Raw genomic sequence first — 21,643 nt, 5'->3', positions numbered from 1 at the left:
CGAAAATTAGCGCCTTGCCGTCAAATTTACCAAGTATGAACGGGACCCAATAAGCCCGTATCGGATGAAGAGGTTTGAGTGGGCAAGATGCAAAAAAAGCTATTTTCAGCGGAAATTAAACAATTCGGTTCGACCACTCCTATGGAACTCGGCCCTGTCTCAGACGGCATTAACGGCCTTCAATTCCAAAATATGATGGAGGCTCTGAACGACATTAAGGCAATGCTTGGCGAAACAGATGCGGTTGAACCCTCTGCCGAAGAGGTTGTAGAAGTGAAGGCTTCTGCAGAGTTGGAAATACTCCGCAACGAGTTGCAGGAACTATCCGACGTCATTCTGGAAACTCGACGTGAAATTGCCTCTTTGAGTTCATCAAAGACCGGCCAGAAGCTTGTTTCCGTTACGGACCAGCTTGATGCGGTTGTAGGTGATACTGAAACAGCGACAAATACGATACTTGAAGCAGTTGAGACAATTGAAGACAAGAGCGAGAGCCTTGAGCTGCATGCAAGCTCGCCGGAAGAGGTTGAAAGCCTTGAGGCGATAGGCAAAGCTGTTATGAAGATATATGAAGCCTGCAACTTTCAGGACGTGACCGGCCAGCGTATTTCGAAGGTGGTTGCCACACTCGGTTTTGTCGATGAGCGGATTTCTAAAATGATTGACATCCTTGGCGGTGAGGATGAACTCGAAGTACTTGATATTGCAGAGTTGAAGCCGCAATTTGACGAGGATGTAGAGCTAAGTGGTCCGCAACCGGAAGGTCATGAGATATCCCAGGACGAGATCGACTCGCTTTTTGACTAACTGACGCCGTTCAGTATTCAGTCATTCCAGGCCGTATGCCGCGACGGATTTTACAGCCTGGTGGAACTGAAGCTTCTTGAAATATTCCTGCGGGTCCTTCGGTTTAACCAACGCCCCTTCAATCTGATTGAGCCAATCGAACAGCCGCGTAAGTAAGAACCGTACAGCAGCACCCCGACAAAGCAGTGGCAGAAATTCAAGCTCCTGCTGGGAGAAGGCGCGGATTTCCCGATAGCCGTTTAACAACTTTCGCGCCTTGGTAATATTAAAACTGCCGTCGTTCTCGAAACACCAGGCATTCAGGCAGATCGCAAGATCATACGCGAAAAAATCGTTGCAGGCGAAATAGTAATCGATGACGCCGCTAACCTTGTCATTCAGAAAAAAGATATTATCGGGGAACAGGTCCGCATGAATGACCCCGCTCGGCAGGGTAGTGGGCCAATGATCTTCGAGATAGCCAATTTCCGTCTCGATCTCGGATAAAAGATCTGCGGACATGTTTTCATGGCCGCCATCACGGCATGAAGTATAAAGCGGACGCCAATTTGAAACAGAGAGGGTATTCACCCGTTGGAGTTTGAAGTTGCTGCCGATGGTATGAAGCTGCGCCAGTGTCTGTCCCAGCAACGCGCAATGTTGAGGTGTAATCCGCCGAACGGACCGGCCATCCAGAAATTCGATGATCGCTGATGGGCGGCCCGCAACTTCTTTCAGGTTGCGGCCATCCTTTGCTGAAATTGGCCGGGGAGACGTAAAGCCGCCCTCAGCGAGATGTTCCATCAGGCCCAGAAAGAATGGCAGATCCTCTGCATGCACGCGCTTCTCATAGAGGGTCAGGATGAAATAGCCGCCCTCTGTATGCAACAGGAAATTGGAGTTCTCAACGCCTTCCGCAATGCCTTTGCAGGAAAGCGCCTGCCCCAGATCATATTGTTCAAGCAGGCCGTCCAACTCTTCATCTGAAATTTCAGTATAAACGGCCATGAATCAGGCGGCGCCTTCACGTTCCAGGATTTTAGGCATCTTGAAAACTACCTGTTCCTGATTGGTCACGATTTCTTCCACGGATACGTCATACCGCCGGGAGAATGCATCAACAACTTCCTCCACGAGGGTTTCAGGGGCAGAAGCTCCTGCCGTAATACCGATTGTGCCAATATTCTTAAATCGTTCCCACGGGATATCGGATGCACGCTGGACCATGGCAACCTCGGCGCAGCCGGACCTCTCGGCGACTTCCACAAGCCGCATGGAATTCGACGAATTCGGCGCCCCAATTACCAGCAACCCTTCGCAGCGTTCAGCCAGAATTTTCACGGCTGCCTGCCGGTTTGTGGTTGCGTAGCAAATATCTTCTTTCCTCGGGCTCTCGATGGCCGGGAATCGTTCTTTCAGGATGCCGACAATTTCCCGGGTCTCGTCTACGGAGAGCGTTGTCTGGGTTAGATAGGCGAGTCCCTTGCCAGGTTGGTTCGGTGTAAATGCTCGCGCTTCTTCTGCCGTTTCCACCAAGGTGATTTGGCCTTCGGCAAGCTGTCCCATGGTTCCGATAACCTCCGGATGCCCGCGATGTCCAATCAGAATTATTTCGTTATTGTCACGTTCATGGCGCTCGGCCTCCCGATGGACCTTGCTGACCAGCGGACAGGTGGCATCAATATAGAACATTTTCCGGTTCTCAGCTTCGGTCGGGACCGACTTAGCGACGCCATGTGCCGAGAAGATAACCGGCACATCCTTCGGGATATCTTTTAGTTCATCGACAAATACAGCGCCTTTTTTTTCCAGATTCTCAACGACAAAGCGGTTGTGGACGATTTCGTGGCGGACATAGACCGGCGCGCCATACTTTTCCAGCGCGCGTTCGACAATCTGGATTGCACGATCAACACCGGCGCAAAATCCGCGCGGTGCCGCCAGTAACAATGTGCGTTTTTCTTTATTCATGCTCTTTCCGTTCCGGGTCACTTACCAAGTTTTATAGAGTGTTCCGGTGAAACCTTGCTTATTGCGTCAGTCCATTCTAGATTTGCCGGACTCATACAACAGTTTCAAGGGTAATGCCATAACAAGGCGAGGTAAATTGAAATGAGGGTGGCCATAAATATGGAGGAAAGCCTTTATATATTGGACATCTCCGTTGATCTGAAATGTAGTTGTGCCGTCGCCTTGCAACGGAACTTGTGATAAAAATTAGTCTTTAACCCATCGGGACACTATGCCCTTGTTAAAAATATTCCATAAATTTCCCCGTGTGTGTGTTTTGGCCATGCCTTTGTTCCTGACAGCGGCCTGCAGTGGAAGCGTCGATACGGATATCTTCAGTGTTTTTGGATCGTCAAAGCCACCGCTACCTTGTCCAAGGGTTGAAGTTCTTCCGGGGGCGGAGACTATTACTATTTTTCGGGAAGGAGAGGGGCGGGATCTTGTCGATGTTCGCTTTGAGGGAATCATCGTTCCGTTCAGCGGGCAATGTCAGTATGTGGATGATGATACGGCAGTTGTTGTCGAGCTGATCCTACGGATCGGCGCGACCAAAGGACCAGCGGCAGAAAGCCAGACGGAAGAGTTTCCGTTCTTTGTGGCTATTGCCGAAAGGTCGGGCGAAATCCTTGCGAAGGAAGTTTTCTATAGTCCGCTGGAAGTCGAAGAGGGGCGACGACGCGCCACTGTTCAGGAAGAATTGCAACAGCGGATCCCTCTGACGGGTCTCAAAACCGGTGGGGACTATGTCATCATCATTGGTTTTCAATTGACCAGGGAGCAGATGGAGCTTCAAAGCTGAAGTCACACAAAAGAACATTACTTGTTTGACTAAACCGAAATCAGTCTTATTATCCTTACACATTCAGTCGATCCCCGCGGGAGAGATGGGCATAGTCAAACCATCGCCGAAGGAGCAACCACCCCGGAAACTCTCAGGCAACCGGACCGCAGGGGGATGAAACTCTGGAAAGCAAATCACAATTGTGGTTTCACCGAAGGGGTAAGCGGTATGGGCGCAATTGTTAACGCATCCGTAACCGTCAAATCTCTCAGGTTATAAGACAGAGGGGGTAGGTTCCAGCAGAGCTAGCGTTGGGACGTCGCCTTTTGTCTGAAACCGGGATTGACGTATGAGTGAAGTACCTGCCACAAAAAAAACCATCCTTCACGATCTGCATGTAGAACTGGGCGCCAAGATGGTGCCGTTCGCGGGTTATGATATGCCTGTTCAGTATCCAGCGGGAATCCTCAAGGAACATTTGCATACTCGTTCGTCTGCAGGGCTGTTCGATGTTTCTCATATGGGACAGCTGGTTATATCCGGAGATGATCCTGCAACAGCGATTGAAAAGCTGATTCCCGGAGATATCCAGGCTCTGGCTCCCGGCGAGATGCGCTACAGCTTTCTCACAAATAAGGATGGTGGCATCCTTGATGATCTGATCGTTACGCGCCGGGAAAAGGACTTGTTCGTCGTCGTAAATGCCGCCTGCAAGGAGCATGATATCGCCCTACTTGAGAAAGGGCTTACGGGCAAGGCGGAAGTTCGAGAGCTCAAAGACAGGACGCTTGTCGCCTTGCAAGGGCCTAAAGCTGCAACTGTCCTTTCGAGATATGCAGATGAGGTGAAGGAAATGCCGTTTATGACCTTCCGGGAAATTTCCCTGGATGGTATCTCCTGTTTTGTGACACGTTCCGGTTATACCGGGGAAGACGGCTATGAAATCTCCATCCCGAATGAACACGCTGTTTCCTTTTGCCGAAAACTGCTGGCGGAGGACGAAGTCGCGCCGATCGGGCTTGGCGCGCGCGATTCGTTGCGGCTTGAAGCGGGCCTCTGTCTGTATGGTCATGATCTGAATGAGCAGACGACGCCAAATTCTGCCGGTCTGCTCTGGGCGATCAGCAAGCGCCGCCGCGAGGAAGGAGGATTTCCCGGATCTGATGTCGTACAGGCGCAAATCGCCAGTAAACCGGCAATGAAACGGGTTGGCATCCTCCCGGAAGGTCGTGCCCCGGCGCGGGAACATACCGAGATTGCCGATGAAGCCGGCAATGTGATCGGTGAAGTTACCTCCGGTGGTTATTCCCCCTGCCTGGAGGCACCCATTGCCATGGGGTATGTCCCACTTGCATTCTCTGCGGTGGGTACGAAAATCAATTTGCTCGTCAGAGGCAAAGCGCGCGTCGCTACCGTCGCCAAAATGCCCTTTGTGGAGCAACGCTATTATCGAGGTTAAATTTTTAACGGAGTGTTATGAATGTCATACAGGTTTACGGAAGATCACGAATGGGTGTTGCTGGAAGGCGATGTAGCAACAATCGGTATCAGTGACTATGCCCAAGGGCAGCTGGGTGATGTGGTCTATGTGGAAGTTCCGGAAGTAGGTTCGGACATAGCGAAAGGTGACGAGCTTGCTGTGGTCGAGAGTGTCAAGGCTGCGTCCGAAGTTTACTCTCCGGTCAGCGGTGAGATAATTGAGGTAAACGAGGATCTGGAAGGCGCGCCGACATTGGTCAATGAGGCAGCTTTGGAAGGCGGCTGGTTCGCAAAAGTCAAGGTTACAGATAGTACAGAAATTGACGACCTGATGGATGAAGAGGCTTACAAAAGCTTTATCGAGGGTCTCGACGAATGAGGTATATGCCCCATACCGCGGAAGAGCGGCAGGAAATGCTGGCAAAAATCGGTGTTTCGTCCGTTGATGACCTGTTTGCCGATATTCCGCAAGAGGCGCGACTTGGCGACTTGCTTGACTTGCCTTTACATGAAAGCGAAATGACGGTTGAGAAAAACTTTCGCAATCTGGCGGCAAAAAATCTCTCTCCGTATATGACGCCCTGTTTTCTAGGCGCGGGAGCATATCAGCATCATGTCCCGTCGGTCGCGGATCATATCATACAGCGGTCCGAGTTTCTGACATCATATACGCCGTATCAGCCGGAAATCAGTCAGGGCACACTGCAGGCATTGTTTGAGTTCCAGACACAGGTGGCGCTTATAACCGGGATGGAAGTCGCAAATGCGTCCATGTATGACGGCGCTACGTCCTGTGCCGAAGCGGTTTTGATGGCGTGCCGGGTAACCCGGCGCAAGAAGGCAATCGTCTCAGGCAACCTGCATCCGCATTACCGGGATGTGACGCGCACGACCCTGCAATTCACGGAATTCGAGGCGAAAAACCTACCACCCGTGTTGGAAGGCAAAGAAGATTTTGATGACTATATAGGGTCAGACATAGCCTGTGTCGTCGTTCAAAATCCTGACTTCTTTGGCCGCGTCCAGGATTTTACAGCGCTCGCCGATAAATGCCATGAAGCAGGCGCTCTTCTGATTGTCGTCGTGAATGAAGTTGTTTCGCTTGGCGCGATCATCCCGCCTGGCGATATGGGAGCGGATATCGTTGCCGGAGAAGGGCAGTCTATTGGCGTGCCGCTCTCATTCGGTGGCCCTTATGTTGGCCTGCTTGCAACACGGCAGAAATTTGTCCGCCAGATGCCAGGACGACTTTGCGGTCAGACCGTCGATCAGGACGGCAAGCGCGGCTTTGTTCTGACGCTCTCTACACGGGAACAACATATCCGGCGCGAGAAAGCGACCAGTAATATTTGCACAAATGCGGGGCTCTGTTCGCTTGCCTTTACAATACATATGAGCCTTTTGGGCGAGACCGGCTTTGCAAAGCTGGCAAAGCTGAATCACTCCCAGGCAGTCACTCTGGCGGAACAGTTGGAGGCGATAGACGGTGTTGAAATAGTCAATGACACTTTCTTCAATGAATTTACCGTCCGGCTTTCCGGCGATGCGTCATCTGTTGTTGAAAAACTAGCTGCGAGGGACGTATTGGGCGGTGTGCCGGTTTCTCGTCTGATTCCGGATGATCCGGATATGACTGATCTGTTGCTTGTGACTGTAACGGAAACCTGCTCCCTCTCGGATATGGAGCAATTTGTCGCCGCGCTGAAGGAGGTGCTCTGATGCTGAACAATAAAGGTCGCCCGACCCAGCCTGTAGCTGTTGATGATACTGACACTCCAATAGAGACATATACCGGGAACAAGGGCCTTGAGCTTGAATCCCCCCTTATCTTTGAGCAGGGGGTACCCGGGCGCGTTGGCGTGGATATGGCTGAGCCGAAATCCGTCAAAAGCCGCCTCGGCGGACTGGATCGCAAGAACCCAATTGGAATGCCAGACCTCTCAGAGCCGCAGGTTCTCCGGCATTTTGTGCGGTTAAGCCGGCAAAACTACGCCATTGACGCGGGCTTTTACCCGCTTGGCTCCTGCACCATGAAGCACAACCCGCGGATCAATGAAAAAGTCGCCCGGCTTGTGGGACTTGGTGACCTCCATCCAATGCAACCAATGAGCACGGTGCAGGGGGCATTGGAAATTATCGACAGCCTTGCCCATTGGTTGAAAACGATTACGGGAATGCCAGCGGTTGCGATGTCTCCTGCTGCAGGCGCTCATGGAGAGTTGTGCGGTGTCATGGCCATTCGGGCGGCCCATGAAGCGAAGGGAGAGGCGCGCACGCGGATTCTGGTGCCTGAATCGGCGCATGGGACCAACCCGGCCACTGCCGCGCTGTGCGGTTACAAGGTTGAGGCGGTTCCGGCGCGAAAAGACGGGCGGATGGACCTGGATGCCTTTGCCAATAAGCTTGGCCCCGATGTAGCTGGCGTCATGCTGACCAATCCCAATACCTGCGGTCTGTTCGAGACGGATGTGAAAAAGATTGCGGATATGGTGCATGAGATTGGCGGCTATTTCTATTGTGATGGCGCCAACCTAAATGCGATTCTCGGTCGAGTGCGCCCAGGTGACCTTGGTGTCGATGCCATGCATATCAACCTTCATAAGACGTTCTCAACCCCACATGGGGGCGGGGGACCGGGTTCTGGCCCCGTTGTCTTGTCCGATGCACTGGCACCGTTTGCACCGGTTCCTTTCGTTACCCATGGTAAAGATGGCTTCGCATTGGTTGAGCAGGCGGAAGGCGCCGCCGGTCAAAGCTTTGGCCGGATGAAGGGTTTTCATGGTCAGATGGGCATGTTTATCCGGGCTCTCGCCTATATGCAGAGCCATGGTGCGGACGGATTGAGGCAAATCGCAGAGGATGCTGTCCTGAACGCCAACTACGTCAGGGTAGGGCTGCAGGACAAGCTGCATTCTCCGTTCCCGGGGATTTGTATGCATGAAGCATTGTTTGACGATAGCACCTTGAAAGGCACAGGCGTTTCCACGCTTGACCTTGCAAAGGCAATGATTGACGAGGGGTATCATCCCATGACCATGTATTTTCCGCTTGTTGTCCACGGGGCGATGCTGATTGAGCCGACGGAAAGCGAATCACGCCAGACTCTTGATCAGTTTATTGGGACCATGAGTCATTTACTGGATAAGGCAAAAGCGGGTGAGGCAGATGCCTTTCTTAGTGCGCCGCATTTCGCCCCTCGGCGTCGGCTCGATGAAACTGGCGCTGCCCGTAATCCTGTATTGCGCTGGACAGAGCCAGAAGGCACGAATAGCGAAAATGAGACACTTTCTGCAGCATCCTAAGCCTCCCTTCGTTTGCTGCATACTTTAGCCTCGCCTTGAAAGGCGAGGCTTTTTTCGTGTGATGGAGACAAGAACCGGGTTGAGACACAAAAAAAGCCTCGTAAAAGCTACGAGGCTTTGATTTCTGAGTTTCTCTTTAGCTAATTGAGCTGCTTTTCGAGGCCGGAGATTGACTGATCAATCAAAGCATCGGCTTTATCGCCCTTGAGTCCATCCTGCATCAGCTTGGCTGCCGCAGCGATTGCGACGTCGACGGCAATACCCTGCACTTCGGCCACGGCCTTTTCTTCGGCTTGGCGAATCTTGAGTTCTGCCAGTTCCTGGCGGCGGGCAAGACTTGCCTCTAGCTCCTTGATGCTTTCATTCCGCAGAATTTCCGCATCTTCCTTGGCTCTGGAGACAATATCTTCTGCCGTCTGCATGGCATCATGCTGCCGCCGCTGGTAATCCGCAAAGAGTGCCTGAGCATCCTCCCGCAGCTTTTTAGCTTCGTCCAGCTCGCTCCGAATCTTGTCGGCGCGGGCGTCCAACTGTTTGGCAACCAGTGGTGGGACCTTAAAATAGACCAGAAGGGCAATAAAACCCAGAAACGCGATAGCGACCCAAAAGGTGGGATCTTGTAGCATCAGGCGTCTCCCTTCATGCTGGCCGCAACCGCTGTTTCCGCATCCTTGTCGGAGACATCAATTGCAATAAGCTTTGTTACTGCGGACTTAGCCGTATCAGCCGCAATCTCACGGACATGACTGAGCGCTGTTTCCTTAGCTTTGCGAATGCTAGCTTCTGCAGCCTTAGCCTTTTTTGCCAATTCTGCATCCAGTTCCGCTTTGCTGGCTTCCTGTTCCTTGGCCATGGAGGCTTTCAATTCGGAAACGATGCCATGGGCCTTTGAGCGGGCCTGAGAAAGTGCTTCCTCATAGTCGGCTTTAGCCTTGTCCGCATCTTCACTCAGCCGTCTTGCTTCTTCCAGATCCGATGTAATACGATTCTGCCGGCTTTCCAGAACATCTGAAATGCCGGGTATCGCCACTTTCGCCATCAGGAAATACAGAATGACGAATGTGATCGCGAGCCATATTAGCTGCGGTGGAAAATCTGCAATATTAAGTTGCGGCATACCGGCTCCTTAATCCAATCGATCGGTGATCTTTCAATGAGAAAGTTTGATTAACCGAACAGGATCAGGAATGCGATAACCAGCGCGAACAGTGCAACAGCTTCTGTCAGGGCGAAGCCGAGCAGAACGTTACCGAAAACTTTCGGTGCTGCAGCCGGATTGCGCAAAGAGCCAGAAACATAGGACCCGAAGATATTTCCGATCCCCACACCCACACCTGCAAGTGCGATAGTCGCAAGGCCGGCACCGATCATCTTAGCGGCTTCTAATTCCATAATATTCTTCCTTCTAAATCAAGAACAACCAATGTTGAAGATTAACGAAAACTCAATGATGCAGGTGAAGCGCATCGTTAAGATAGAGGCATGACAGAATGGCAAACACATAGGCCTGCAAAAAGGCGACCAGGAATTCCAAGCCTGTCAGGACAACAATAAAACCAAGTGGCAACCAGCCGAGGAAAAGCCCGAGGCTAACGACAAATCCGCCAAATACTTTCAGCAACGTATGACCGGCCAACATATTGGCAAACAGTCGGACAGAGAGGCTGATGGGGCGGACAAAATAGGAGATAATCTCGATCGGCACCAGAATGACCAGCAGGGCAACAGGGACGCCGCTTGGGACAAAGAAAGTCAGGAACTTGAACCCATGCTTGAAAATTCCAATGAGCGTCACACCAATGAAGACAAGCGCAGCCAGCGCAAATGTCACGATGATCTGACTGGTAACTGTAAAGGTATAGGGGATCATCCCGAGGAGGTTACAAAACAGCACGAACATGAACAGAGTGAAGATGAAGGGGAAATATCTCCGTCCTTCAGATCCAACATTGTCCTTGATCATGTTGGCGATGAACTCATAGCTGAGTTCAGCCATAGACTGCATCCTGCCCGGCACCATCGCCCGGCTCCGCATACTAAATGTCAGGAAAAGGGTCACCGCGACAATTGCGAATACCATGAAAAGGGAGGCATTTGTAAAAGAGACATCAAGGCCGCCAACGTTCATTTCAACAAGGCGCTTAATCTCGAATTGCGCAAGAGGGCTATTTTCTGCCGCCACGATGCTGTTCCCGTTCTACTGTTTCAACTTTCCCAAGGTACCTGACACTAAAAGCCCGATACCTATTCTTCAAGTTCGCCGCTATTCATGCGCCTTGCGACCTTTATGACGTTGTATAGACCAACACCGGCGCCGACAATCAAAAATACCAGCATCACCCAAGGCTTCGTGTCCAACCACTTGTCGAGCAACCAGCCAAACCACCCGCAAACCAACAACGCCGCGACCATCTCTACCGACAGCCTCCAGGCTTTGCCCGCGCCTCCGTTTCGCTCTACTTTCAAGTCGCTGCGTTGCCAGGATGCTTGCTCCTGCTGCTGCTGCGCCTTTTTCAGCCGAGCGCTGAAATCTTTTTCCGAGGGAGGTTCAGGCTTACTCATTTATGTCTCCTGACACAAAGCTCAATGCTGCCATCCACCCCTACAGAAAGCGCGGGAAACATACGGTCTGCCCCCTTGGGTGTCAAGACCTTACAGGCGGCTTTTTCGACAGTTTTTAATTTGTCGTCTTTCGGTGTTGTTGCAATGCCATAAAGAGCTTAAGCGGCGCTTTCGGTAATCTCCTTGGCTTTCTCAAGATCGACCGAGACAAGCTGGGAAATTCCGCGCTCCATCATCGTCACGCCAAATAATCTGTCCATCCGTGCCATGGTGATGGGATGGTGAGTTATGACAAGAAAACGGGTGTCCGAATCCTGAGCAATACTCTCAAGGAGATGACATAGCCGCTCAACATTAACATCGTCAAGCGGCGCGTCCACCTCGTCCAATACGCATATAGGCGCGGGATTGGTGAGGAAAACAGCGAAGAGCAGCGCCACAGCGGTCAACGCCTGTTCGCCGCCGGAAAGCAGCGACATGAGTTGAAGTTTTTTCCCGGGCGGGCTTGCCATGATTTCCAGCCCGGCCGCAAGTGGATCATCAGATTCTGTCAGGGTCAAATGTGCCTGACCGCCACCGAAGACCTGCTTGAACAGTTCCTGAAAATGCTGGTCGACTTTTGTAAAAGCGGTCAGCAGTCTTTCACGGCCTTCTTTGTTCAATCCTGAAATTCCCTGCCGTAACCGCGCGATGGCCGCCAGAAGGTCTTCACGTTCATTCGTGAGCGTTGTAAGCTGTTCCTGCACTTCTTCGGCTTCAATCTCTGCGCGCAAGTTGACTGGCCCCATGCCATCACGTTCGCGTTTCAGCCGGTCTAGCTTGCGTTCGCTGTCCTCGACAGGAGGAATTTCCTCACCTTCTTCGATCCCGCCGGCAGATTTTATCTGGTCAGGAGTACAGTTGAGCTTTTCCCTTACCTGCTCTGCAAGGGTTTTCAGCACTTCCGTCATATGCTCGACGTCTGATTGATGCCGGACGCGCTCTTCCCGACAGGTTGCGAGTGCATCCTGGCATTTTTTCAATGCCGCATCACATTCTCCAAGAATCGATTCGGCTTCCGCCAGCTTGTCCTTGACACTGTTTCTTCGTCCTTCGGCGCGGGCGATTTCATCCATCAGGTTGTTTCGCTTTGCCGCAATCTCCTCAGGCTTTCCCTGTATCTCGGCGAGCTCTTCCGCCGTATCCTTAAAACGCATTTCAAGCTGGACAAAATGTTCGGCCATATTTTTATTCCGATCAATCCAGCCCATGAACTCTCGATCAATAGTTGCCAGCCGATCACACCGCGCCGCTGCTTCCCGTGCCATTCGATCCGATTCGCTTCTGAGGATGGCAAGCTCATCCCGCTTTTCATGAAGCTCCGCCCTCAGCGTTTCTATTTCGGCACGGCTTCCGGCCAGATCCGGCATTCTGGTGAGGGCATCCTGTTTTCCCCTTAAGTCATTTGACAAGGCTTCCCGTTCTGCGGACTGCTCAGCAATGCTTTCTTCCAGCGAGGATAAGCGGGACTGTTTGGCGGCATTTTCACGAATCTCTTCCGCATGAACGGCGCGAAGCTTTGAAAGCTCCTGGTCCTGTTCGCGTTGCTGACGGCGCAGCATTTTCAGCTTCTCTGTGCTTTTGTTGAGCAAATCCGAGCAGGACGTCAGGTCGTTTGTCATATTTGCGAGCGTGTCCCGCTTCTTTAGTAATTCCTTTGCGATTTCTTCCAGGCGATTTCGTTGTTCCAGCCGGGCCGCTGCGGCTGTTTTCGCGCCTGATTTTTGGGTAAAACCGTCCCATCGCCATAGATCACCGTTCCGGGTCACAAGCCGTTGTCCGGGTTTTAGTTTGGCCTGCAAACCCGGCCCATCTTGTACGTCTATGATTGCGATCTGGGATAGACGCGCCTTTAAGGCGTCATGACCCGTGACAAATTGATCGAGCGTGGGAAGGTTGACCGGAAATTCTTGCGGAACCTCCGTATGATCAACCAGATGCCAGTAAGTCGAGGCCGCCTCATCCGTTGGCGCTTCAAGCTCATCGCCGATCGCGGCGCCAAGCGCAACTTCATAACCTTTGCTGACTGTTAGCTCTTCGATGATACCCCTCCATTCGCCATCATCTCCGGACTCAAGAAGCCGGATCAAAGCGCTCTCTTCCGCTTCGAGGGCCGTCACATCGCGCTCTGCCAGCTTGACTTTCTCACGCGCTTCGCGCTCAGCACCATCAGCAGACTGCCGAAGCATTTCCGCTTCATCAGTCGCTGCATTAAGTGCGTTTAATGCCGCTATTTTTTCCTTTAATGGTTTGGCTGAAGGGGAGTCCGTTCCGCATTCTCCGAGTTTTTCTTCCAGTAATGCCTTCTCTGCCGTCAGATCTGACAGCCGTCTTGTGAGTTTTTCAAGCTGGGCGGTGGCGGCTTCAATTTGCTGACTTAGGCTATTGCGTTCCGCAGTTTCAGCGGCCACAGCTTCTGTTTTTGCATCGAAGCTGCTTTGGAATTTCTGAAGTGCTGCAGAGCGCTCATTGACCTTTGAGAGAATAGCTTCCGCTTGTGGCCCTGCGTTCTCTATCTCTTTTTTCAGTTCGGCTTTTTCCGCCTCCAGACGTGTGATCGCCTCAGCCGAATCTTTTTCAAGGTCCTTCTCGCGGATCATATCACTCGATATCTGGCTTTTACGGTCCTCCAGCTGTTGCTTGGTCCGCTTCGCGCGCTCCTCCTCCGCATCCAGATTTTCCCGCGCTACCGTTAATCGATGTGCGGCGGAGGCGGCTTCGGCCTCCGCGTCACGAAGTGGTTTTAGCGCCTCGTTCGCCCTTAAGGTAGCTGACTCAGCCGCCGCCGCCTGCCGGGTCAACTCATTTACGGCCATAACCGCCTGTTCATATTTATGGCGTGCATCCGCCGCTTTTTCCTTAGCTTGTTGATGTTTACGATATAGCAGCAGAGCTTCGGTCTTACGGATATGGCCGGAGATATTGCGGTAGCGGTTAGCCTGGCGGGCTTGCCTTTTCAGGTTGGTGAGCTGGACTTCAAGCTGCTCAATGACGTCGTCAACCCGCTCAAGGTTGGCTTCAGCGGAATTTAACCGGAGTTCGGCCTCGTGGCGGCGAGAATGCAACCCGGAAATACCGGCCGCTTCTTCCAGCAGATGCCGCCGTTCCTTAGGCTTGGCGTTGATCAGGGAACCAACGCGACCCTGACTGACAATGGCCGTGGAGTGAGCGCCTGTCGCCAGATCCGCGAAGAGAAGCTGCACGTCGCGCGCCCGGGCGACTTTGCCATTAATGCGATAATCCGATCCGGATTCGCGGCGAATGCGGCGCGTGACATCCAGCTCCGGCGAATCGTTGTAGGCTGCCGGGGCGACCCGATCTTTGTTATCAAGGCCGAGTGTGACTTCAGCTGCATTACGGGGCGGCCGAGAGGTTGTGCCCGCAAAGATCACATCATCCATGGCACCGCCACGCAAGTTGCGCGCAGAGGTTTCGCCCATCACCCACGTCAAGGCTTCGACAAGATTGGATTTGCCACATCCGTTTGGCCCAACGATGCCTGTCAGGCCATCCTTTATCAGGAGTTCCGTGGGTTCTACAAAGGATTTGAACCCGGACAGTCTTAAATGTGCAAACTTCACAGCCTCTCCATCACTCGGTAATCTACGCTAATGTCTTAAGATAACTGTCCATTGCCTCGAAGCTTCGGTCACGTTCGTATTTTTCGCCCTGGATAAATAACGTAGGGGTCGAATCGACACCAAACTGCGTTGATCCTATCAGGCTTTCCGAGGCTATTCCGTCCACCAGTTCCTGATTTGTGAGGCAAGTTACGAATTCCTCAAGCGCGATTCCGTTCTTCTCGCCTATCTCGATGAGGGCAAGGGCGGGATCATCTGCCCTTGTCCATTCTTCCTGTTGCACAAACAGAGTGCCGATCATTTCAAAGAACGCGCTGTCATCATTAGTGCATTCCGAGAGGATTGCTGCGATGAAGGCAAAACGATCAAGCGGAAAGTGCCGATAGACGAATTTCGCTTTACCCGAGTCCACATAGTTTTTCTTCAGGTCACCGAATGTAAATTTATGAAAATTGCCACAATGACCACATGTCAACGACGCATATTCAATAATCGTGATGGGGGCCGTCGGAAAGCCGAGCACGTGGTCGCTTTGCAGAATCTGCGGTTTCGCTGCATGGGCATCTCCGGCGGAAAAAAGTCCTGCTGCTGCCGTTGCGGCAAATGGCAATATACTGCCATTTTTAATAAAATTTCGTCGAGATATAGCCAATTTTTCAACTTTCCTACTAGATATGGTGTCATTATAACTTTTCATTCTTCAATCCTCAAACGATTCCTGTGAACAATCGCAACATAATATGGGTTTGTGTGTTTTACAGAGGCTAACCCTCTTTCAAGTCGTTATCTTCGTTCTTGATATCCCTGTTCCGTGCTCCCAGCATCGAAGTTGCGACAGCTGCAAGGCGCTTTTTAAGCTCTGTGTCGGAAACATTCTTGATTGTCTCCTTGATCCACTCTTTTTGTGCTTCGCTCAAAGGAACGGCAGGTTTTTCTCGCCGCACCTCCGGCTTTTGCACCGGCGCTTGGATCAACTGCAGTTTTGCAATGGCGCGATAGCCGAAAAAGCTGTTAATTCGTTCTATAATCAGAGGCTCGAAATGCTGGAACTCCGGCGCCCAGCCCGGCGCGACGCGTATGCGAAGGGTCGCTTCGCTGTTTTTCTGACGGGAATAGTTGAGCTTTTCCGGGCTTGACCAATTTGCGAGGTTCTGGCCGACTATTGATGGCCAGTGAGTCAGGATATCAGCTTGGGCGAAGCCCCGCCTAACAAGCGCTGCTCGCGACGATTTCCCGACAAGACTGGCAATAGCCCGCGGACCGGCTCTATTTTGAGTTTGTCTCACTCTATTCCTTCAGCGTTCATCAATGATGGTCAGGGATAATATTATTGCTAATCATTGCAAGTTTGCCCATAACGTCATCTTAATATGATGCATCAGACGCCTCCACAAAAGACTTTTTCTGTCGCGGTTCTCGATTGGTATGATACTCACGCCAGACGATTACCGTGGCGAAGTTTGCCGGGAGAACATCCTGATCCTTATCATGTTTGGCTTAGCGAAATTATGCTGCAGCAGACGACGGTTGCCACCGTTGGCCCGTATTTCAGGAGATTTCTGGATAGATGGCCAAACGTGGTTGAGATGGCAGCAGCACCGCTTGATGACATCCTGACGGCATGGGCCGGGCTTGGATATTATGCGCGGGCGCGCAATCTCCATAAATGCGCGATAACTGTTGCACGAGAACACAATGGTGTCTTTCCAGGCGACATGGCCGAGCTTCTAGCGCTCCCCGGTATTGGGCCATATACCGCTGCGGCGATTTCGGCCATCGCTTTCGGGCAACCCGAAACAGTGGTGGATGGAAATATCGAACGCATTATCAGCCGTCTCTACCGCATTTCCACACCATTGCCGGCGGCCAAAAAGGAAATTACGGAATATGCTGCGAAACTGACACCGCGACATCGACCAGGCGACTATGCGCAAGCCTTAATGGATATTGGCGCCGGTATCTGCCTACCGAGAAATCCGAAATGTTCTGTCTGTCCAGTATCGGGCTATTGCAAGGCCTTTGCGACGGACGATATGGAAAGCTATCCCGTCAAAGCGCCCAAAAAGATTAAACCGACGCGCCGTGCGACAATTTTCTGGGTGCAGCGACCGGACGGGCAAGTGCTTATACGCCGTCGTGAGGAAAAAGGCCTGCTCGGCGGGATGATGGAATTTCCATCAACGGATTGGGCAGAAGATGCCGTAGAAACAGAAGCAGCGATCGAGCATTTGCTGCAAGGACAGACCCCGGAGCTTTTACGTGGTGTTTCGGTCCACAAACCGGTGCGTCATACCTTTACCCATTTTCATCTGGAGCTGCAGCCCGTTGCTGCGCAGCTAGTGTCGGCAGATACGTTGAGTATCGATGGGGCCATTTGGGTTGATCCTGATGAATTCGACAGCTATGCCTTGCCAACCCTCATGATCAAGGTCGCGCGCGCCGTTCTTGAAAGCAGCTCTTCTTAACGGAACGGATTAGAGGCCCGGGCTCACGAATTCGTCTTTAGACACCTGCCCGTCGGCATTTTTATCGAGCAATTTGAAGCGCGCGGCCCCGGCGGTGGTGATTTCGTCCATCGTGACGATAGTATCACCGTCGCTGTCCATCTCGCGATATTCATCAGGTACGGGAACCTCGGAATAAGGCGTTGAGGTAACAGATCTCAGTCCTTCCGCATCGACATATTCCTCATATTCCACCTTGCCATCGGAATTGAGGTCATATTCCTTGAATAACCGTGCCCGATAGGCCTGTGCCTCTTCCATCGAGATTGAACCGCTGGCGTCCCGGTCGATGCCGAGGAACCGGGATTCCTCATATGAGAGTGCCGGACTGGCTGCCGAAAAGGCGAGGGCTCCACCCAAGACGAGAGCTGTCGATATTTTCTTCATTGCGACCCCTTACATTATCCGGGGCGCAAAGCCCCTAATTCATTTCTGCGCGGACCTGCTGTCGAAGCACGTCGATGGATACGGCCGTACCCTCAACATCAAAATGCCAGAAGGTCCAACCATTGCAACTGCTGGCGCCCTGTAGCTGGGCCCCAACCTTATGGATTGAACCCGTCACATCAGAGGCAACGAGACTGCCGTCTGCGCGCACTCTTGCTTTATACCTTTTTCGTGAGTCAAACAACAATTGTCCTGCGGATAACAACCCGCGTTCAATAACAGAACCGAAGGGAACCCTCGGTTCATGACGTTTACTGCGGGTGAATTCGAGATCCTCTTCGGGCAACTGCCGAGCTTTACGAATTCGTTCAAGCGCGACGGCGATATACTTTTCTTCTCTTTCCAGCCCTATGTAGTGTCGGCCGAGCTTTCGGGCAACCGCCCCTGTTGTGCCGGTTCCGAAGAAAGGGTCGAGTATGACATCGCCTGGATTGGAAGCCGCTGTCAGTATCCGGTAGAGAAGGGCTTCGGGTTTTTGCGTTGTGTGGGCTTTTTCGCCTTCAACCTTAAGCCTTTCATTCCCGTTGCAGATTGGTAATAGCCAGTCCGAGCGCATCTGGACATCGTCATTCATAACTTTAAGGGCGTCATAATTGAACGTGAGGTTTTTTGCGTCTGACCCTTTAGAACACCAAATGAGAGTCTCATGAGCGTTCGTAAGCCGTGTTCCGCGAAAATTCGGCATCGGGTTTGTTTTACGCCAGATAACATCATTCAGGATCCAGAAACCAAGATCCTGCAAACTTGCGCCAACCCGGAAAATATTATGGTATGAACCGATGACCCAGAGGGTCCCGTTATCCTTCAGCACCCGCTTCGCCGCGGCAAGCCATTCTTTTGTAAAACGGTCATAAACCTCGAAGCTTTCAAACTGATCCCAGTCATCGGTGACCGCATCGACGAAGCTGTCATCGGGGCGGCGTAATTCTCCGGAAAGCTGCATGTTGTAGGGGGGGTCGGCAAAAATCATGTCCACGGATTTTTCAGGCAGGCTGTTCATCAATTCGATGCAGTCGCCTTGTAGAATCCGGTCGAGCGGAAGGCTTTGTTTTTTTGTCATGTGAATTATTCTGTTATTAACATTGCGAATATACTGATTCGGTCGATTCTCTACGTCAATATTTTTTGTTGAATCAGTATGTTAGAGAATAATTCTGAACTTTCGCTTAATCACATTCAAGAAGCACCCGGATCGGGGCGAAGCTTCGCCTATGTTGTGGTGATACACCGAAGTCACGCAATCCCTTGCGATGTTCTGCGGTGCCATATCCGGCATTTTTCTCCCATCCGTAGTGCGGAAACTCTTCAGCAAGAGCGCACATTTTTCGGTCACGTGTCACTTTTGCCACTATTGAAGCGGCAGCGATAGAGAGTGAACGGCCATCCCCTTTCACAATCAGGCGCGTTGGAATTCCAAGTTTTGGGTCACAATTTCCATCCACCAATGCAACATCTGTAGGACAGGGCAAGGCAGCAACAGCCCGCCTCATTGCCAGCAGACTTGCCTGCAGAATATTCAACTCGTCTATTTCTGTAACGCTTGTTTCGCCAATTCCGACTTGAGAAGAAGCCAGTATCGCCTCATACAACTCTTCCCTTTTAGACTTGGGCAGTTTCTTGCTGTCCTGAATACCATTAGGCATATTCAATGGGTTCAGGATTACGGCCGCCGCGACAACCGGTCCCGCAAAAGGTCCTCGACCAACCTCGTCTACGCCTGCAATAAGCCCTGTTTCGAGGCTTTCGAAATATAAATCAGGGAATATAGGGAGTATCTTTTTCATCTGCCTTCATTAGCACAGGCAAAGAGCTAAAATAAATCCATTTGTCGGCGGTCCCGCCCCGGCTTGATAAACAAATTTGTCGCGAGGTCATACTTGCTGCCCGAAAAGCCGAGCTGGCGGCAGGCAAGCTGGAATCGCTTGTTAATGAGTGCCGCATAAGGGCCCGTTCCTACCATGCGGGTGCCAAACTCCGGATCATAATCCTTGCCTCCACGGGTGGAGCGAACAAGTTTCATGACTTTTGATGCACGGTCCGGGAAATGCTCCAGCAGCCAGTTTTCAAACAGGCTTGCAACTTCTCGCGGCAATCGCAACAACAGATAAATGGCGCTGTCGGCGCCTTTGCCACGGGCGGCTGACAATATCTGTTCCAGTTCCTGATCATTTAGTCCCGGAATAATGGGAGAGGCTTGAACGAGGGTCCGGATTCCGGCATTGGATAATGTTTCTATCGCCATGAGACGTTTATGTGGTGCGCTTGCTCTCGGCTCCATAACACGGGACAATCGATTGTCGAGCGTTGTGACGGAGATGCCGACAGAAACAAGATTGTCATTTGCCAATGGGGCCAGAATGTCAATATCCCTCAAAACCAAGTCGGATTTCGTTGTTATGGTGAACGGATGTCGGGCCTGTGCCAGCACTTCAATTATTTTACGCGTTATCTTTAAATCTCTCTCAATCGGCTGATAGGGATCCGTATTGGTTCCAAGCGCTATCGGGCGGCAGCGATATGCTGGCCTCGAAATCTCACGGGCAAGCAAGTCGGCCGCGTTCGGCTTGGCGAAAAGCTTGCTCTCGAAATCGAGACCCGGGGAGAGATTCATATAGGCATGGCTTGGCCGGGCATAACAATAGATGCACCCATGTTCACAGCCGCGATAGGCATTCACGGATCGGTCAAAGGGAAGGTCCGGCGACATATTCCTGCTGATGATGGATTTCGGGCGCTCCAGTGTCACGGATGTTTTAAGTCTGTCCGGACCCTGCTCTGCGTCAGTGGAGCTCCAGCCATCATCAATAAAGTCCCTTGCTTCAGATTCAAAACGGCTACCGGGATTGTCGGTAGCGCCTCGTCCCCGACGCCGTTTTTTATCAAATGGTATTATCTCAGTCTCCTGCATCGCTGGATATTAGCAAAACAAAAAGAACAAAACAAGAACATAAAAATAGTTAATTTGCAACGGAATTCCGGCGCTCTATCGTTGAATGTAAAGACGGGCACCTTAGGAAGGGGAAGAAAATGTGGAAATTCAGTTATCTCCTGTTGGGGGCAGTATTGCTAGGCGGTTTGTTGCCGGCAGAGGCGGAGGCGCGAAATGACGGGAAATACAAGTATGAAGCAAAAGGCCATAAACATCATCATTCTGAGCCGAGGTGGAAGGGTGATCACAAGAAGCACAATGAGCGTGGTAATGAGAAACACTGGGGTCATAAAAAGGCAAATCATCCATTAAGGAAGAGCCATTTAAATCATGGGAAAAAGGTATATTACGCAACACCGAATCCGAAGAGGGTGAAGAATGTCTATTATGCGAAACCGGTACCGAGACATGCGCCTAGGGTTCACTATGTAAAACCGCGTGTGACGCATTATTACAGTAACCCGTACCGGCCGAAATATGTCTATGTGAAGCCTCACCATAAACCTCGCTACTACGGGCATTATCTCTATCGGGGATTTTACTGGCCGTTTGTCAATGTGCGGTTCGTCGTTAATTTATCGACGCTTCAACTCGAGAAACATCATCAGGCCGTTTATTTGGCGCTCGACGCACCTGTGGGGGAGACAGTCCGGTGGCGCGATGGCGTTCAACGCGGCAGCATCGAAATATTGCGGGAAGGGTTCGATAACCGAGGTAGTCTCTGTAAGCAGTATCGGCAAATATTATACTATCGCACTCATAGCACGAGCAATATCATGACGTCCTGCCTGTCGCCGGATGGATACTGGATTTCTGTTTAGAGCCAAAGGCTGATACCGCTGTGGTATGGTCGACTATGTATCGCCGAGGTGAGCCAATCTTTGCATACTTGCCTTTTCGAGGAAGTCATAGGCCTCCTCGTCAAGCTTTTTGAAACTGAATGCGACCTGGTTTTTGCCGACGAGAATTCGGGTGACCACAGCAATTGAATTGGTCGTAACCATATTTTCAGTATCGTAGGCAATTTGGGTGACGCTCATTTCTTCACCGACCGGCGGGCGGTCATTGAAATCATCAATGCGAAAACCTCCAAGGCTCCAGTCATAAGTCGAGAATTCTCGATTGCCCAACACCAGATGAAGTTTGGGAACCTCGTGACGGAGGTCCTTGCGATTATGTTCGCGATATCGTGACGTCGTAAAAAAGCGTTTCATTATTTATAA

At 51.6% G+C, this 21,643-nt stretch carries 23 protein-coding genes and 2 riboswitches; of the genes, 8 read left to right on the top strand and 15 right to left on the bottom strand.

The window, feature by feature from the left end:
• Window positions 1-78 precede the first annotated feature (78 nt).
• Entirely contained in the window at window positions 79-807 is a 729-nt protein-coding gene (locus AACZ19_RS10860) for a hypothetical protein (RefSeq protein ID WP_339633820.1), read from the top strand.
• Between the two features lie 21 nt (window positions 808-828).
• Here AACZ19_RS10860 and thrB read toward each other — a convergent pair whose 3' ends face one another.
• Both thrB and ispH read right to left on the bottom strand, forming a co-directional pair.
• Window positions 829-1,794, bottom strand: a complete 966-nt coding sequence (thrB, locus tag AACZ19_RS10855; RefSeq protein WP_339633818.1) for a homoserine kinase — start codon at window positions 1,792-1,794, stop codon at window positions 829-831.
• Window positions 1,795-1,797: 3 nt separating this feature from the next.
• Window positions 1,798-2,757: a 4-hydroxy-3-methylbut-2-enyl diphosphate reductase gene (gene ispH / locus AACZ19_RS10850; protein ID WP_339633815.1), complete on the bottom strand. Its 960-nt coding sequence runs from the start codon at window positions 2,755-2,757 to the stop codon at window positions 1,798-1,800.
• A 322-nt stretch (window positions 2,758-3,079) separates the two neighbouring features.
• Here ispH and AACZ19_RS10845 point away from each other — a divergent pair, with 322 nt between their 5' ends.
• From AACZ19_RS10845 to gcvPB, 5 genes are all read left to right on the top strand, one after another.
• Window positions 3,080-3,595: a hypothetical protein gene (locus tag AACZ19_RS10845; protein WP_339633814.1), complete on the top strand. Its 516-nt coding sequence runs from the start codon at window positions 3,080-3,082 to the stop codon at window positions 3,593-3,595.
• A 67-nt stretch (window positions 3,596-3,662) separates the two neighbouring features.
• A riboswitch (glycine riboswitch) is annotated at window positions 3,663-3,754 on the top strand.
• 3 nt (window positions 3,755-3,757) lie between these two features.
• A riboswitch (glycine riboswitch) is annotated at window positions 3,758-3,863 on the top strand.
• Window positions 3,864-3,926: 63 nt separating this feature from the next.
• Window positions 3,927-5,036 (top strand): glycine cleavage system aminomethyltransferase GcvT, encoded by a 1,110-nt coding sequence (gcvT, locus tag AACZ19_RS10840; RefSeq protein ID WP_339633813.1) that lies wholly within the window; start codon window positions 3,927-3,929, stop codon window positions 5,034-5,036.
• A gap of 21 nt (window positions 5,037-5,057) precedes the next feature.
• The gene (gcvH, locus tag AACZ19_RS10835) at window positions 5,058-5,435 is read left to right on the top strand and encodes a glycine cleavage system protein GcvH (protein ID WP_339633812.1); all 378 of its coding nucleotides are present in this window, start codon (window positions 5,058-5,060) and stop codon (window positions 5,433-5,435) included.
• A gap of 5 nt (window positions 5,436-5,440) precedes the next feature.
• Window positions 5,441-6,775: an aminomethyl-transferring glycine dehydrogenase subunit GcvPA gene (gcvPA, locus tag AACZ19_RS10830; protein ID WP_339633810.1), complete on the top strand. Its 1,335-nt coding sequence runs from the start codon at window positions 5,441-5,443 to the stop codon at window positions 6,773-6,775.
• The gene (gene gcvPB, locus AACZ19_RS10825; protein ID WP_339633808.1) at window positions 6,775-8,358 is read left to right on the top strand and encodes an aminomethyl-transferring glycine dehydrogenase subunit GcvPB; all 1,584 of its coding nucleotides are present in this window, start codon (window positions 6,775-6,777) and stop codon (window positions 8,356-8,358) included. The genes gcvPA and gcvPB overlap by 1 nt, the downstream gene beginning before the upstream one ends.
• Window positions 8,359-8,498: 140 nt before the next feature.
• On the opposite strand, the gene AACZ19_RS10820 is transcribed toward gcvPB, so the two are convergent.
• From AACZ19_RS10820 to AACZ19_RS10785, 8 genes are all read right to left on the bottom strand, one after another.
• A complete protein-coding gene (locus tag AACZ19_RS10820; RefSeq protein WP_339633806.1) occupies window positions 8,499-8,984 on the bottom strand; it encodes a hypothetical protein in 486 nt (161 codons plus the stop codon).
• Window positions 8,984-9,475 (bottom strand): hypothetical protein, encoded by a 492-nt coding sequence (locus AACZ19_RS10815; RefSeq protein ID WP_339633804.1) that lies wholly within the window; start codon window positions 9,473-9,475, stop codon window positions 8,984-8,986. The genes AACZ19_RS10820 and AACZ19_RS10815 overlap by 1 nt, the downstream gene beginning before the upstream one ends.
• A 50-nt stretch (window positions 9,476-9,525) precedes the next feature.
• The gene (locus tag AACZ19_RS10810) at window positions 9,526-9,750 is read right to left on the bottom strand and encodes a F0F1 ATP synthase subunit C (protein ID WP_161313699.1); all 225 of its coding nucleotides are present in this window, start codon (window positions 9,748-9,750) and stop codon (window positions 9,526-9,528) included.
• Between the two features lie 52 nt (window positions 9,751-9,802).
• A complete protein-coding gene (locus AACZ19_RS10805) occupies window positions 9,803-10,540 on the bottom strand; it encodes a F0F1 ATP synthase subunit A (protein ID WP_339633801.1) in 738 nt (245 codons plus the stop codon).
• Window positions 10,541-10,602: 62 nt separating this feature from the next.
• Complete coding sequence (locus tag AACZ19_RS10800) at window positions 10,603-10,920, bottom strand: AtpZ/AtpI family protein (RefSeq protein WP_339633799.1); 318 nt, start codon at window positions 10,918-10,920, stop codon at window positions 10,603-10,605.
• Window positions 10,921-11,078: 158 nt separating this feature from the next.
• Entirely contained in the window at window positions 11,079-14,540 is a 3,462-nt protein-coding gene (gene smc, locus AACZ19_RS10795; protein ID WP_339633797.1) for a chromosome segregation protein SMC, read from the bottom strand.
• Window positions 14,541-14,562: 22 nt separating this feature from the next.
• Window positions 14,563-15,237 carry a thioredoxin domain-containing protein gene (locus AACZ19_RS10790; RefSeq protein ID WP_339633795.1) on the bottom strand — a complete coding sequence of 225 codons (675 nt, stop codon included), beginning with the start codon at window positions 15,235-15,237 and terminating at the stop codon, window positions 14,563-14,565.
• 67 nt (window positions 15,238-15,304) lie between these two features.
• Window positions 15,305-15,826 (bottom strand): DciA family protein, encoded by a 522-nt coding sequence (locus tag AACZ19_RS10785; RefSeq protein WP_339633793.1) that lies wholly within the window; start codon window positions 15,824-15,826, stop codon window positions 15,305-15,307.
• Between the two features lie 84 nt (window positions 15,827-15,910).
• Here AACZ19_RS10785 and mutY point away from each other — a divergent pair, with 84 nt between their 5' ends.
• Complete coding sequence (mutY, locus tag AACZ19_RS10780) at window positions 15,911-17,005, top strand: A/G-specific adenine glycosylase (RefSeq protein WP_339633791.1); 1,095 nt, start codon at window positions 15,911-15,913, stop codon at window positions 17,003-17,005.
• A gap of 9 nt (window positions 17,006-17,014) precedes the next feature.
• Here the strand turns inward: mutY and AACZ19_RS10775 are convergent, their stop codons facing one another.
• The 4 genes from AACZ19_RS10775 to AACZ19_RS10760 form a co-directional block, all read right to left on the bottom strand.
• Complete coding sequence (locus tag AACZ19_RS10775; protein WP_339633789.1) at window positions 17,015-17,431, bottom strand: hypothetical protein; 417 nt, start codon at window positions 17,429-17,431, stop codon at window positions 17,015-17,017.
• A 34-nt stretch (window positions 17,432-17,465) separates the two neighbouring features.
• Window positions 17,466-18,551 carry a site-specific DNA-methyltransferase gene (locus AACZ19_RS10770; protein WP_339633787.1) on the bottom strand — a complete coding sequence of 362 codons (1,086 nt, stop codon included), beginning with the start codon at window positions 18,549-18,551 and terminating at the stop codon, window positions 17,466-17,468.
• Window positions 18,552-18,657: 106 nt separating this feature from the next.
• Window positions 18,658-19,275 (bottom strand): ribonuclease HII, encoded by a 618-nt coding sequence (locus AACZ19_RS10765; RefSeq protein ID WP_339633785.1) that lies wholly within the window; start codon window positions 19,273-19,275, stop codon window positions 18,658-18,660.
• 26 nt (window positions 19,276-19,301) lie between these two features.
• Entirely contained in the window at window positions 19,302-20,399 is a 1,098-nt protein-coding gene (locus AACZ19_RS10760) for a PA0069 family radical SAM protein (RefSeq protein WP_339633783.1), read from the bottom strand.
• 119 nt (window positions 20,400-20,518) lie between these two features.
• Between AACZ19_RS10760 and AACZ19_RS10755 the strand changes: the two genes are divergently transcribed.
• Window positions 20,519-21,241, top strand: a complete 723-nt coding sequence (locus AACZ19_RS10755; RefSeq protein WP_339633781.1) for a hypothetical protein — start codon at window positions 20,519-20,521, stop codon at window positions 21,239-21,241.
• Between the two features lie 33 nt (window positions 21,242-21,274).
• On the opposite strand, the gene AACZ19_RS10750 is transcribed toward AACZ19_RS10755, so the two are convergent.
• Window positions 21,275-21,634: a hypothetical protein gene (locus AACZ19_RS10750; RefSeq protein ID WP_339633779.1), complete on the bottom strand. Its 360-nt coding sequence runs from the start codon at window positions 21,632-21,634 to the stop codon at window positions 21,275-21,277.
• Between the last annotated feature and the right edge of the window lie 9 nt (window positions 21,635-21,643).

It is taken from the genome of uncultured Sneathiella sp., from assembly GCF_963973085.1.
Taxonomy (GTDB): Bacteria; Pseudomonadota; Alphaproteobacteria; order Sneathiellales; family Sneathiellaceae; genus Sneathiella.
This window is presented reverse-complemented; position numbering and strand designations above follow the sequence as displayed.